Source organism: Sphingopyxis sp. H073 (assembly GCF_001468395.1).
In the GTDB taxonomy this organism is placed as follows: domain Bacteria; phylum Pseudomonadota; class Alphaproteobacteria; order Sphingomonadales; family Sphingomonadaceae; genus Sphingopyxis.
The window spans coordinates 129,417-142,251 of record NZ_LNSG01000004.1; the positions used below are offsets into that span (position 1 = coordinate 129,417).

At 64.2% G+C, this 12,835-nt stretch carries 11 protein-coding genes; 4 read left to right on the forward strand and 7 right to left on the reverse strand.

The genetic code is table 11. The annotated features are described in order from the left end of the window. Positions 1-220: 220 nt before the first annotated feature. Positions 221-2,002, forward strand: a complete 1,782-nt coding sequence (locus ATE64_RS08635; RefSeq protein ID WP_058454818.1) for a hypothetical protein — start codon at positions 221-223, stop codon at positions 2,000-2,002. Between the two features lie 10 nt (positions 2,003-2,012). Here ATE64_RS08635 and ATE64_RS08640 read toward each other — a convergent pair whose 3' ends face one another. From ATE64_RS08640 to ATE64_RS08670, 6 genes are all read right to left on the reverse strand, one after another. Continuing rightward, positions 2,013-3,329 (reverse strand): MFS transporter, encoded by a 1,317-nt coding sequence (locus ATE64_RS08640; RefSeq protein ID WP_058454819.1) that lies wholly within the window; start codon positions 3,327-3,329, stop codon positions 2,013-2,015. Continuing rightward, the gene (locus ATE64_RS08645) at positions 3,326-4,093 is read right to left on the reverse strand and encodes an aspartate dehydrogenase domain-containing protein (RefSeq protein ID WP_058454820.1); all 768 of its coding nucleotides are present in this window, start codon (positions 4,091-4,093) and stop codon (positions 3,326-3,328) included. The genes ATE64_RS08640 and ATE64_RS08645 overlap by 4 nt, the downstream gene beginning before the upstream one ends. A gap of 101 nt (positions 4,094-4,194) precedes the next feature. Next, on the reverse strand, positions 4,195-6,420 hold the full coding sequence (locus ATE64_RS08650; protein ID WP_058454821.1) for a TonB-dependent receptor: 2,226 nt from the start codon (positions 6,418-6,420) through the stop codon (positions 4,195-4,197). A gap of 607 nt (positions 6,421-7,027) precedes the next feature. Then, positions 7,028-7,375 carry an antibiotic biosynthesis monooxygenase gene (locus ATE64_RS08660; protein ID WP_058454823.1) on the reverse strand — a complete coding sequence of 116 codons (348 nt, stop codon included), beginning with the start codon at positions 7,373-7,375 and terminating at the stop codon, positions 7,028-7,030. A 46-nt stretch (positions 7,376-7,421) separates the two neighbouring features. Beyond that, complete coding sequence (locus ATE64_RS08665; protein WP_058454824.1) at positions 7,422-7,835, reverse strand: nuclear transport factor 2 family protein; 414 nt, start codon at positions 7,833-7,835, stop codon at positions 7,422-7,424. A gap of 107 nt (positions 7,836-7,942) precedes the next feature. Then, positions 7,943-8,725 carry an SDR family NAD(P)-dependent oxidoreductase gene (locus ATE64_RS08670; RefSeq protein WP_058454825.1) on the reverse strand — a complete coding sequence of 261 codons (783 nt, stop codon included), beginning with the start codon at positions 8,723-8,725 and terminating at the stop codon, positions 7,943-7,945. A gap of 125 nt (positions 8,726-8,850) precedes the next feature. Between ATE64_RS08670 and ATE64_RS08675 the strand changes: the two genes are divergently transcribed. After that, on the forward strand, positions 8,851-9,612 hold the full coding sequence (locus ATE64_RS08675) for a ThuA domain-containing protein (protein WP_058454826.1): 762 nt from the start codon (positions 8,851-8,853) through the stop codon (positions 9,610-9,612). On the opposite strand, the gene ATE64_RS08680 is transcribed toward ATE64_RS08675, so the two are convergent. Next, positions 9,609-11,246, reverse strand: coding sequence for a GMC family oxidoreductase N-terminal domain-containing protein (locus ATE64_RS08680; protein WP_058454827.1), 1,638 nt, complete (start codon positions 11,244-11,246; stop codon positions 9,609-9,611). The genes ATE64_RS08675 and ATE64_RS08680 overlap by 4 nt on opposite strands. Before the next feature lie 122 nt (positions 11,247-11,368). Between ATE64_RS08680 and ATE64_RS08685 the strand changes: the two genes are divergently transcribed. Then, on the forward strand, positions 11,369-12,115 hold the full coding sequence (locus tag ATE64_RS08685) for a glucose 1-dehydrogenase (protein WP_058454828.1): 747 nt from the start codon (positions 11,369-11,371) through the stop codon (positions 12,113-12,115). Next, entirely contained in the window at positions 12,115-12,828 is a 714-nt protein-coding gene (locus ATE64_RS08690; protein ID WP_231729054.1) for an SDR family NAD(P)-dependent oxidoreductase, read from the forward strand. The genes ATE64_RS08685 and ATE64_RS08690 overlap by 1 nt, the downstream gene beginning before the upstream one ends. The last annotated feature ends 7 nt before the right edge of the window (positions 12,829-12,835 follow it).

Genomic DNA, 12,835 nt, shown 5'->3' on the forward strand with positions numbered 1-12,835 from the left:
ATGGCAGGCCGGTTCTTAGTCGCCGTTGTATATCTAGATAATAGATTATGCATCTTATGATATTGCATAATCGCTATATCGTCGCTCGATGACGCGGCGACGCCGGCCACACGCGAGGTGCGTTATTCCCATGCGATTATAATGACCCTGCCATAGGATATTGGATCGCCGCCCCCACAAGGCTGACAAGTCTGGCGGGATTATGGCTCGGGAGGTCTCCATGCGCGACAGGGTGAACAACTACGCTGGCGCCGCGTGCGCCCTTGCGCTCGCGATGGCGAGCATGGCGCTGCCCGCTTTTGCCGGGGAACCGCCGGAAAGCACGGCCAAGGAGCCCCCGCTCACGGCACAAGAAAGCGACATTCCCGATCCAGATATCCGCGCGTGGTGGAACCTCACCTACAATCGCAAGCCCGCGCCGCCGGTGCCCGGCAAGGATTATGGCATGGACCCCGTGACGGGTCGCTTCACACATCCCAAAGCGACGCCGCTCGTCCGGCAGGCACCGAATTTCCCGGGCCAGCTCGGTTACTGGGACCAGAAAAGCTATGCGAAGAACGTCGAGGTACTGGCGTTCTACAACTTCATTCCGTCGACCGGCCACACCTGGCAGTCGATCGCCGATTTCGACGGTAAGCGCTACATGTACACCTATTATCGCGCGGGCATGGGGGTGTTCGATATCACCGACCCGCGCAAGGCGAAGCTCGTCTATCGCCGCGGCCAGCGTATCGGCGCCTATGGCAAGCCCGACATCGTCAACCCCTATGGCAAGGGCGAGGGTTTCGGCGCCGCGAACATTTCGTGGCACAAGGGGCTCGGCAAATATGTGATGGTGCAGGCGTTCGAAGTGCCGCGCTATGGCATCATGGACGAGAAATATCTCGAACCCGAGGGTGTCGAAACGCTGAAGCGCTGGAAAGGCCTCAAGGGCTTTCGCGTCTATGTGATGGACGGCCCGCTTCCCGACCAGTGGAAGCTCGTTGCCGAGCGGACGACCGATTATCGTCATCCGGACGCGCCGCCGGGACAGCAGCAGGGATCGGGCGCGCTCGACATTCCGGCATGGACGGGCGGCAAATATATGTTCCTGTCGACCGCCCCCGACGACCACTTCATGCTGACCGAGTTCGCCGACTATATCTACACGCCGGGTTACCAGGTGTGGGATATGAGCGACCCCGCGAATCCCAAATTCGTCAGCCAGTTCGCGGCACCGGGTCAGATCCTTGGCGACGCAGAGCATGAGGCGGCCTATCTGATGAACCCGCGCGCGGGCAACCGCACCTCGTGGTTCGGGTCGCGGATGCCGCCGTTCATGACCAAGGCTCCCGACGAGGGCGGCCGGATCGCCTTCGGCGCGATGGCGGGGCTCGGCCTCTATTCGCTTGACATCAGCGACCCCACGAACATCCGCATCGTCGGCCATGTGAACCAGGTGCCGAAGTTCGCCGGGACCGAATTCGATAACGTCGACCTCAGCCAATATGAGCGCACGGGCTATATCTTCACCAACGGCTATCCGATGAACGACGAATGCTATGAGCCGTACAAGGATATTCTGGTCGTCGATGCGCGCGATCCGGCGGACCTGAAAATCGCGGCGAAATTCCCGCGCCCGACACCCCCCGCCGATGCCGCCTTTACCGACTTCTGCCAGCGGCGCGGCAGCTTCGGCCCGAAACGTTCGGGCTACCTCACCCAACCGGGACGGTTTCGCGACGGCATCGTCGCCTATGCCTTCTACAATGGCGGAGTGCAGATCTTCGACGTCAAGGATCCGACCAAGCCGGTGATCGCGGGCTATTTCGTCCCGCGCTTTCCGACCGAGGCAGAAACCGGCGGCCAGTCGCAAGGCAATCTGACCTATGGCATCTTCGCCGAATATGACCGCAACATACTGTGGGCGTTCACCAATCACGGCTTCTATGCGCTGACATCGCCGCTGCTCGGCAAGCCGTCGTTCAAGGCGCCCGCGAAACCCTGGCCGCCGCGCGATTAAGGTCAGGACCCTAGCCGCGCGGCGGCAGGTGGCGGTCGACGAGCAGCATCGCGACCGCCAGCACCAGCAGCGCCGTGGCGACCAGCGCGAAGAAGAGCAGCAATCCGTTCGGCTGCGCGAGCAACAGCCCGGCGCCGAATGCGCTCGCGATTGCGCCGAGCCGCCCGACGCTGATCGAATAGCCGATCCCCGCCGATCGGCACTCAACCGGAAACACGTGCGCCGACAGAGTGAGCAGCAGCACCTGCAACGACAGGACGCCAGCCCCCGCCAGCGCGACGCCGATCAGGATCGCTGCCTGCGGAACGCCGGGCATCGAGAGCAAAGCCGCCCACACCGCGAGCGCCACCAGGCCGCCGCAAATCGTCCCGATCATCGTGCGCCGCGATCCGATACGCAGCATCAGCCAGGTCAGTGCGAATGACGTCGCGACCCCCGACAGGTTCAGGATCATCGCCCCGCGGATTGCGCTCGCCATTTCAAAGCCGGCGCCCGTCAGCAGCACCGGCACCCAGCTCAGCAGCGCATAGACCGCCATCAACGCCGCGAAAAAGGCGAGACTCATGCCGATCGTCGAACGCCGAAGCGACGGCGCGAAGACATGTCCGCCCTGCGCGACGACCGGCGGCGGTGCGAAGGGCCCGGTCGCCGTGCCGCCTGCCTGCGCGACAAGCTGTGCGATCCGGTCGTCGGCATCGCCGCGCCGCGCGAGCAGGATCGGCGATTCGGGTAGCGCCCCGATCATGACGAGACCGAGCAGCAACGGCAGGCCGCCCCCGACCAGAAAGGCGGCCGGCCAGCCGTAAGCGGGGATCAGCCAGGAAGCGAGCGCGGCGCCGACGATCCCGCCGCAAGGCACTCCGACCGAGATCACGGTGAGCGCGTAGTTGCGCGACCTTTCGGGCATCCATTCGGCCACGAGCGCCGTCGCGTTCGGTACCGCCGCCCCGAGGCCGAGGCCGGTGATGAAGCGCAAGATGGAGAAGCTCGTCACATCGCGGCAGAGCGCGGTCAGCATCGCGGTAACGCCGAACCAGAAGGCGGCGCCGATGAGCGCCGCGCGGCGCCCGTAGCGGTCGCCGATCCGCCCGCCGACGCTTGTCCCGACCGCCATGCCGAGCAGCGACGCCGCCATCACTGGCGCGAGCGCCGCCGATCCGATCTGCCAGTCGGCGAGGATCGCCGGAGCAGCGAAAGCCGCGAGTTGAATGTCGAAGCCGTCGAGCAGGATCACCCCGGCAACCAGCGCGAGCACGCGCACATGGAAAGCCGTAAAGCCCAACCCGTCGATGACTGGCTGGATCGGAACGGCTTCGCCCGGTCTCATACGAACGCCATCGCACCCGAAGCACCGACGACGCGGCGCACCGAAGCATGCACTGCCGCCGGCATTTCGCTACCCGACACGCCGCGCGCCGGCTGCCGGCGGCAGATCGACAGGCTCGACCCGTCGCGCCCGCGCGCCTCGACCGCAAGCTCGAGATGGTCGATCGCGGGATCGGCGATCAGCCGCGCGCGGCAGCGGTCGAGCCCGACCGTCGCGAGCGCGCAGGCGACCATTGCGTTGACATTATGCGGATAGCGCGCCGCGATGTCGCGGACGCTGCCGTCGAAGAGCAGGCTTTCGTGCGTCGTAGGGCTTCCGGTCAGGCCAAGGCTCGCGGGCGGCTTGCGGAAGCTGATCGCAACCTCGTCCCACATCGCGCGCCATTCTACGAGACTGTCGAGCCCGACGAGCGCACCATGCGCGACCAGCAGCGAGCGCACCGACCGCGCGGCGGCCGCGGTCAGCCGCTCACGCAGCCCGTCGTCGGCGAGCGCGGTCAGCGACAGCGGCATATAATGCGCGAAGCCCAGAAATATCTCGCCGTGGCGGTGGCTGATCTCCGGACCTGCAATCTCGACGATCAGATCGGGTGCGGACTCTGCCGCCTTCGACAGATCGTCGAGGATCAGTTCGCGGGGCAAGCCCGCCAGCCGCTCGCGCGATCGGCTGTGAACAAAGACGATCTCGCCCGGCCCGCCTTCAGCGGCGATGCGCCGGTAGAGTTCGGCCCCGATGAACCCGAAGCCGATCAGCCCGATACGCATCGCCGCTCGCCCCGCTTGCGGCGTCAATATTTCCAGCGGAGCGTCGCGCCATAAGTGCGCGGCGGATTGTACGAGACGAGCACCGACCCGATCACGTCGCTCTAGCCCGCTTCATACAGCTCGTTGGTCAGGTTCTTTGCCCAGACGCGGAATTCCCATTTGTCGTCCTCGGTCGCGACACCGATCGATCCGTTGAGTACCCCGACCGACTTCTGCAACGTGCGCGGGCTGTTCTCGTTGTCGAAGAAGAAATCGTCGGTCCAGTTGTAGTCGGCGCGGACGAAGGCGTTGAGCCGGCTGCTCACCGGCACCGTGACGTCGCCGCCGATGCTGAACGAATTTTCGGGCGATCGGCGCAGGACATTCCCCTTGAGGTTCGTCGGCACCGGGACCGAGCAGAAGCAGCTCGGATCGTACTGGAGTTCGGTGCTGATCAGGTCGCCGGTGATCTTCGCGTCCATGTATGTGTAGTTGGCGAAGAGGGTCAGCCCGCTGACCGGCACCACGGCGGTTTCGAGTTCGATCCCCTTCACCCGTGCCTTACCGGCGTTCGAGATGACGTTATCGGCAGGCAGGTTCGGATCGAAGATCACGAACTGCTGAGTCTGCAGATCCTCATATTCGGTCCAGAAACCGGTGATGTTGAAACGCAGCCGGTTGTCGAGCCAGGTCGTCTTGGCGCCGATTTCATAGTTCCACGCATATTCGGGGTTGTAGGCGACGCGCGCCTCGCCCGGGTTGGTCGCATTCTCGCCGTTCCAGCCGCCCGACTTGTAGCCCTTCGACACGAGGCCATAGAGATAGACGTCCTTGGCGGGCTGCCAGTGCAGATTGAGGCTCGGCGTCCACGCGTCCCAGCTCCGCTTGTCGGAAGCAGAAAAGGCGCGGGTGAAATTGCCGTTTTCGTCCTCGAATTCGGCGCCCAGAAAGTCGCCGATCGTCTCGCGATAAACCGAGAAGCGTTTCTTGTCCTTGGTGTAGCGGATCCCCGCGGTCACGCCGAGCGTGTCGGTAATGTCGAACGTGCCCTCGACGAAGGCCGCCCAGGTGTCGCTTTTGAGCCGCGTCTCCGCGATCTCCTTCCCCTGCGCATAGAATTCGACGAAAATATAATCGGCGATCTCGGTGCGATCGACCGTCTCATGCTGGTAGAAAAGGCCGGCGAGGAGGTTGAACGGCCCGTCGAAGTCCGAGCGGAAACGGATGTCCTGCGAGAAGCTCTTCGCGGTCTCATCCTTGTCGTTGATATAGTAATCATCATTGAACAGCGAATGGTCGATCGCGCCGAAATCGATGCGGCCGTCGGGTCCGTAAATCATCTTAGTGAAGTCGATGAAGCTGCCTGCATCGTTGTTCAATGACGCGAACTGGCCCTCGCGCCACGCCGTCACCGAGGTCAGCGTGCCGACGCCCGTATCGTAATTGACGCTGAGGTGTACGCCGCCAAGATCGGCGTCCTGCTTGCCATCGATATTGTTCGGCCCGCGCCGTCGCTCGGCATTCACGAACGGGATATTATGGTCCGACGGGATCTGGATATCGACCCACTTGCCGCCGCCGCGCCGCCGGGTCAGGTCGCCGGTCAGCAGGATGTCGAGCCGGTCGCCCGGCTGGTAGCGAAGCTGCGCCATCACGCCATAGGCGTCGAGATCCTCGACATCGTTGCCGGTGAACGTGTTGCGGGCATAGCCGTCATGATGCCGCGCGCTCGCCGCGATGCTGCCCGACAGGCCTTCCGCCAGACCGCCGGCGACATTCGCCTTGACGTCGAAGCTGCCGTAATTGCCGATCCCGGCCTCGGCGCCGGCGCGGAATTCATCGGTCGGCTTGCGCGTGATGAAGTTGATCGCGCCGCCGACGACATTCTTGCCATAGAGCGTGCCTTGCGGTCCGCGCACGATCTCGACGCGTTCGAGGTCGAACAGTTCGATCGCGGTGCCCTGCGCGCGCGACAGATAGACGTCGTTGAGGAAGAAGCCGATCGCCGGGTTCGACGCGGCGCTTTCGATGTCGGTCCCGATCCCGCGCAGGAAGATATTCGGTTCGGACACGTTATCGGGGTTGAAGGTAAAGCCCGGGACGCGGCTGGCGATCTCCGAAAACTCGTCGATCCCCGATTTTTCGAGCGCCTCGCCGCTGAACGCCGCAACCGAAAGCGGCGCGGTCTGCAAATTCTCTTCACGCTTACGGGCCGTGACGATGATTTCATCAAGCCCGCCGCTGTCCGAAGCCGACGCATCCTGCGCGAATGCGAGTTCGGGCACGATCAACGCGGACACCGCCCCCATCAACACCGCCATCCGGCTCTTGCGCGAAATCCCCTTCATTTCCCAGCCCCCTCTTTTTTGCCGGACAATCGCCCCGCAGCTACCCCAGAGACAGAAAATGACGCGCCATCACCTATCTGAATAATAATAATGCATGTCTGCTCTATATGATTTCCCTTATATATGGACCGAAATGGGCTCGCGGCCTCCAGGTCGGCGACGAGCAGATACCGGGCCAAAAGTCGGGATAATCGCCAATGTGCAAGGCCGCCGCGTCGGATGACAGCCGGCGGTGCGGGCTGATCCTGACACCGCTCCGATCAACGGTCCGCGCGCTCAGGCGACAAAATGCGGAAAATCGCGGGTGGAGATCCTCACTCAAAGGCTGCTTTTGTATCTGCGCCAAGATAAGCGGACGCATATCATTCAAGCTGCTTGCCGGACGCGACCGATGGTCGGTGCCTTTCGCTGCGACCGCGCTGCCGATGGATGCTCGCAACGCGGTTGCGGGCGGTGACCCGATCGGCAATTCGCTCAGCGACGCGATCTGCTAGTGGCAATGGCCGACAGCGCCCGGCGGATCTCGCGATCTAAAGGCTAGAGGACGATGAATATCCTCCGGAACCGAAAAGCAAAACCAGTCTGGCGGAAATTCCGGCAATCATGCTCAGGGTGAAGACTCGAACTCAGCGCTGGCAACGCCTGCGGCGTTATAGACAGCACCCTCCCGCTCAACCGCAAATTTGCGGCTAACCGCGTTGGTGATGCCGAATTGCGAGATATGGTCGAGCATGCCGCGATATTGCGGGCCGGCAAGGTGCATGGCCAACGCATCGGCGCTTTCCCATTCTTCAAACACATGAACGCGCGAGGGATGGTGCGGGTCGGCGGTCCAGAAATAGCCCAGGCAACCGGCCTGAGCCTGAGCCCCTTCGATCCATGGCAGAGCCCCGTCCAATGCCTCGGCTCGGCGCGCCGCGTCGATATCGACCTTTGCTTCGACGATGATCTTCATGGCAGACCCTTTCATGATTTCCGAAATATGCGCCGGAACGGACGGCTCATTGCGCGACCCGCCGCCGATGCAGCGCGCGAAAGCGGCGGCAGACAAAATACCAGCGTCCTTCGATCTTTGAGCAAGTATCCGTATATTCGCCAAGATCGTTCTGGGTATGTCCGTCGCGGGAGTAGGTTTCGGCGGTGTAGGACCGCATCGTGGCGCGATCGCCTTCAACGATCATCTCGCCAGGCCAGGCCTGGAATATGATACCGGGAAACCCCTTCATCGCCGCGCGCCAGGTTTCGACGACCAGAGCCTTGCCGCGAAAAGTCCCGAAGCCTTCGAGTTCCCATTCGCAACCTTCGGCCCAGGTTGCTGCCCAAGCATCCGCGTTGTGACGACAAACCGCGTCGGCATAGCTGTCGAGCAACTCGCGAAGGGCAATCCGATCTTCCAGCGAACCTGAAAAGGCCATCCCGCCCTCCTTGTACCGTCGCCCGCGTTGTGCGGATGGACGAGGAAATATGGAGGGCGATGCGCCACAGCGGCACTGTTAAATGCGTTAATCGGCGCGATTTGACTTTAGACCCCCATCATCCCCGCAGTCGTCGCGCCGTCGATCACATAATCGGCGCCCGAGATGAACCCGGCCTCGTCGGACGCGAGGAACGCGACCAGCGCGCTGATTTCGTCGAGTTGCGCCATGCGCTTCATCGGCGCCATACCCTCGAACGCTTCACGCGCTGCCGCGGGATCGGGCGAGCGATCTATGACGCCGCGGATCATGTCGGTTTCGACCACGCCGGGAAGGATCGCATTGGCGCGGATTCTATAGCCCTTGCCCGCGCAGTGGATCGCCGCCGATTTGACGAGCGCGACGACCGCCGCCTTGGTCACCGAATAGGCGACATAATTGCCCATCGCGCGGTGTGCGTTCATGGATGAGTTGACGATGATCGATCCGGTCGGTCCTTGCGGGTTCTTGGCCATCGCGCGGATCGCATGCTGGACGGTCAGCATCGCCCCGGTCTGGTTGACCGCGACGATATGACTCCAGGCGTCGATGCCGATGTCCTCGACGCTGGCGTCGCCCGCCTCGGTCCCGGCATTGGCGAAGGCGATGTCGAGCCGGCCATATTCGGCCTCGATCTCGGTCATCAGGGCATCCCAGGCCGAGGCATCCTCGACGCGGTGGGCCCGGAAGATGGCGCCGGTCCGGCCTTCGACGCGCGCTGCCGCTTCGGCATTCGAGCCGGTGAAGACGACCTGCGCGCCCTCCTTGACCAACCGCTCGACCGTTGCCGCGCCGATCCCGCTCGTCCCGCCGGTGACCAAAGCGACCTTGCCGCCCAGCCTCTGATGCATCGCGCCTCTCCTCTCGCCTGCCCTCTTGCCAGTTTCATGGTCTTCGGGAACCTATCAATACAGCAAGGTGACGGCGGCGCACCGCATTCGCATGATGGCGCCATAACAGGAGGAGAGGATCGGCGATGAGCGACAGCGAACATCCACCACGCATCAACTGCGTGCTGATCTGCGGCGGCGTCTGGCACGACATGGATTTCGCGCGGCTCGAGCTGCTCAAATTGCTCGCCGAGGACCAACGCGTCCGCACGCGCGTGTTCGAGAATTACGACAATATCGAGGCGATCGAGGGCGCCGACATCCTCATCACCTACACCTGCGATGTTACCCCGTCGCTGCCCGCGCAGGAGGCGCTGAAGCGCTGGCTCGCGAAAGGCGGGCGCTGGTATGCGCTCCACGGCACCAACTCGATCCTCCGCCTGCTCGACACGGGCGTATGGGATGCGCCGCGCTGGGCCCCGCTTATGATGGACCTCCTGGGGTCGCAGTTCATCAGCCACCCGGCGATCGAACCCTATACCGTCCGCGTCGTCGATCCCGATCACCAGCTCACCAAGGGCATCGAGCCGTTCGAGACGACCGACGAGCTCTATCACCTCGAAACCCACGGCGACCTGCACGTGCTGATGGATACCGAGTGCACCGGGCCGGGCACGGGTTTCGTCGAGGCCGAGGATGCGCCGGGCACCTACCCTGTCTTCTACATCAAGCGGCATGGCGCGGGAGCGGTGCTCTACCTCACGCTCGGTCATTGCCGCGGCCATTACGACCTGCAGCCGATGATGGACTGGTGGCCGACGGTCGACCGCTGCGCGTGGGATCTGCCGGTCTTCTACGACCTGCTGCGCCGGGGGATCGGCTGGCTGAAGGAACGCGAGAGCGCCTAGGCGACCGCGCGCAATTTACACCGATCCTCGCGGATTAGCCCGCTGGCGCGCAAGGCCAAGGCCATGGCCGGGGCATTGGTGTTGCCTGTCACCGGCGACGGCATCACCGAGCAATCGACGACGCGAAGCCCACGCACGCCATTGACGCGCAACCGCGCGTCAGTGACGGCCCGATTGTCGCCGCCCATCCGGCACGTCCCGACCCCGTGGAGGCCGCAGGTCGACAGGCGGCGGAAGGCGGCGAGGATTTGGGCATCGCTCTGCACCGCCGCGCCGGGAAGCAGTTCGCGCTCGACGAGGCCGACGAGCGCCGGTTGCGCCATATAGCGGCGCATCGCATGCACCGCGGCGATCGCAGTGCGCTCATCCTCGCGCGTCGAAAGCCAATTGGGCTTGATGTCGGCAGGCGCGTCGCTGCCCGGCCCGGTGATCATGATACTGCCCTCGCTCGTCAGGCGGAGGAGCTGGCCATAGATGGTCATGCCTGGCTTGCGGTCGATGCTGCTGAGCGGCACCGGATGCTTGTCGTCGCCGAGCGCGAAGGTGTAGCCGCCAAGATAGAGTTGCAGGTCGGGCCGCGCGTCGCGGCTGGTCAGGTTCAGAAAGGCACCGACCTCGAAGGGCCCCGTCGCCATGATCCCGCCGCGCGTCAGCATATATTGGGCCATCGCGCGCAGCAGCCCGATGCCGAAGAAGCTGCGGTTGCTGCCGACATCGCGCGACAGGCGATGCGGCATCGAAAAGCCCAGATGCTCGCGCATCCGCCCGCCGACATCCGGAGCATCGACGACCGGATCGACCCCTGCCGCCCGCAGCACTTCGGCCGGCCCGATCCCCGAGCGCTGCAGCAGCAGCGGACTTTCCAAGGCGCCCCCCGAGACGATAACTTCGCCGACGCAGTCGAAACGCAGCGGCTGGCCCGCGACCTTCGCCTCGACCCCGACGGCCCTGCCGCTCTCGATGACCAGCCGCTCGGCCATCGCATGCGTCACGACGCGCAGGTTCGGCCGCTTCTTCGCCCGCACGAGAAAGGTCGTCGCCGCGCTTTCGCGCCGCCCGCTCCGGACGTTATGCGCGTAAAAGCCGACGCGATCCGAGGTGGATGCGTTGAGATCGTCGACGGGCTTTAGCCCCAGTTCGACCCCCGCCTGCACCATCGTCTCGGCCAGCGGATAGCTGTGGATTTTCGGCGCCACCCTGACCGGCCCTCCCGCGCCGCGCATCGCGCTGGCGCCGAGACCATGATCTTCGAGCTTGCGGAAAGCATCAGTCATCGCATCGCCGTTCCAGCCGGTGCATCCGAGCTTTTCCCATTCGTCATAGTCGGCCGGTTCGCCGCGGCTCCAGATCATGCCGTTGATCGCCGACGATCCGCCAAGCCCCTTGCCGCGAATCCACACCTCGCCGGGTGCGCTGCCGTCGCCACGCGGCTGCGACACACCATAGGCCCAGATGTGGTCGGGATTGGTGACGAGCTTCGCGACGCCCTTCGGGATTGTGACCCAGCGGCTGTCATTGGAGCCGCCCGCTTCGAGGAGCAGCACGCGGATGTCCGGGTCGGCGCTCAATTGCTCGGCGAGCACGCAGCCCGCGGACCCCGCGCCGACGATGATATAGTCCCAGCTGTCCTCCATGGCGCCTCTCCTGTCCCACCACGATGTGATCCCGACCGGCCGTCCGCCGCACCTAGCGCAATAAATAGTCCCCTCGCCTCGCCCGGGCCATGATAGTGCCGTCGCAAAAGAGGGAGGACAGGATGGAAGGGCAAGGCCGCATTTCGGGCAAGATCGCGTTCGTGACCGGCGGCGCGTCGGGGCTGGGCCTCGACATCGTCCGCCGCTTCGTCGCCGAGGGCGCGAGCGTCGTCATTGCCGATATCGACGTCGAGGCAGGCGAAGCGCTTGCCGCAGAGCTCGGCCAGCGCTTCGTCAGGCTCGACGTGTCGAAGGAGGCCGAATGGCTCGCCGCACTGGCCATCTGCGACCGGATCGACATCCTGGTCAACAATGCCGGGATCACGACGCATGGCTCAATCGAGGATCTGACGCTCGAGGCTTTCCGGCACGAATTTTCGGTCGACGTCGATGGCGTTTTCCTCGGCTGCAAGCATGTGATTCCGAAGATGAAGGCCAATGGTGGCTCGGTGATCAACATGTCGTCGATGTGCGGTGTCCGTGCGCAGGCCGACCTCGCCGCTTACAACGCCGCCAAGGCCGCGGTGACGCATCTCACCAAGTCGGTCGCGCTGCATTATGCGCGCAAGGGTTATGGCATTCGCTGCAATTCAGTGCATCCGGGCGCAATCCACACGCCGATCCTCGAAAAGGTGATGGCGCAGGTCGAGGACGGCCAGGCGCTCTACGACAGCTGGGTCGCGACGCACCCGGTGGGCCGCCTCGGCAGGCCCGAAGAGATTTCGGCGATCGTGCTCTATCTTGCCTCCGACGAATCGGCGTTCGCGACCGGCGCCGAGTTCCGCGTCGACGGCGGCAGCTCGCTCTGATGGCTGGGCGCCTCGATGGCCGTGCTGCGCTCGTCACAGGCGCCGGATCGGGGATCGGTCTCGCGACCGCCCGCCGCCTCGCTGCCGACGGCTCGCGCGTCCTGACCACCGACCGATCTGGCGAGGTCGACATCCTTGCCGACGTGACGGCGCCCGGCATCAACGCAAAGCTGGTTGCCGAAACCGAAGCGCGGTTCGGGCGGCTCGACATCGTTGTCGCCTGTGCGGGGATTACGGGCATGCAGATGCTCGACGGCGCGAGCGACGACTATTTTGACGAGATGGTGGCGGTCAATGTCACTGCGGTGTTTCGCCTGATGCGCGATGCGCTGCCCCTTCTCAAACGATCGCCGCACGGACGGATCATCCTGATCGGATCGGTGATGTCGAGCTTCGGCGAAGCGGGCATGACCGCCTATAGCGCATCGAAACATGCCGTGCTGGGCATGACCAAGTCGGTCGCGGCCGAGGTTGGCGCATATGGCATCACGGTCAATTGCATCCAGCCCGGCGCGATCGAGACCCCGATGACCGCCCCGGCCTTCGCCACGATGCCCGAGTTCCGGCAGAAGTGGGTCGACAAGGCGGCGCTCGGTCGGCTCGGACAGCCGGAAGACATCGCCGACGTCGCCGCCTTTCTGGCCAGCGACGAGGCGCGTTTCATGTCGGGTCACGGCGTCTTCGTCGATGGCGGCGCGACACAGCGGCAATAGAAAGCAA

Excerpts from the sequence above, each read along its gene's own strand:
- ATE64_RS08675 (WP_058454826.1), top strand. The coding sequence starts at position 8,851 with ATGAGCGACAGCGAACATCCACCACGCATCAACTGCGTGCTGATCTGC.
- ATE64_RS08665 (WP_058454824.1), bottom strand. The coding sequence starts at position 7,835 with ATGGCCTTTTCAGGTTCGCTGGAAGATCGGATTGCCCTTCGCGAGTTG.
- ATE64_RS08685 (WP_058454828.1), top strand. The coding sequence starts at position 11,369 with ATGGAAGGGCAAGGCCGCATTTCGGGCAAGATCGCGTTCGTGACCGGC.
- ATE64_RS08680 (WP_058454827.1), bottom strand. The coding sequence starts at position 11,246 with ATGGAGGACAGCTGGGACTATATCATCGTCGGCGCGGGGTCCGCGGGC.
- ATE64_RS08650 (WP_058454821.1), bottom strand. The coding sequence starts at position 6,420 with ATGAAGGGGATTTCGCGCAAGAGCCGGATGGCGGTGTTGATGGGGGCG.
- ATE64_RS08660 (WP_058454823.1), bottom strand. The coding sequence starts at position 7,375 with ATGAAGATCATCGTCGAAGCAAAGGTCGATATCGACGCGGCGCGCCGA.
- ATE64_RS08645 (WP_058454820.1), bottom strand. The coding sequence starts at position 4,093 with ATGCGTATCGGGCTGATCGGCTTCGGGTTCATCGGGGCCGAACTCTAC.
- ATE64_RS08635 (WP_058454818.1), top strand. The coding sequence starts at position 221 with ATGCGCGACAGGGTGAACAACTACGCTGGCGCCGCGTGCGCCCTTGCG.
- ATE64_RS08670 (WP_058454825.1), bottom strand. The coding sequence starts at position 8,725 with ATGCATCAGAGGCTGGGCGGCAAGGTCGCTTTGGTCACCGGCGGGACG.
- ATE64_RS08690 (WP_231729054.1), top strand. The coding sequence starts at position 12,115 with ATGGCTGGGCGCCTCGATGGCCGTGCTGCGCTCGTCACAGGCGCCGGA.
- ATE64_RS08640 (WP_058454819.1), bottom strand. The coding sequence starts at position 3,329 with ATGAGACCGGGCGAAGCCGTTCCGATCCAGCCAGTCATCGACGGGTTG.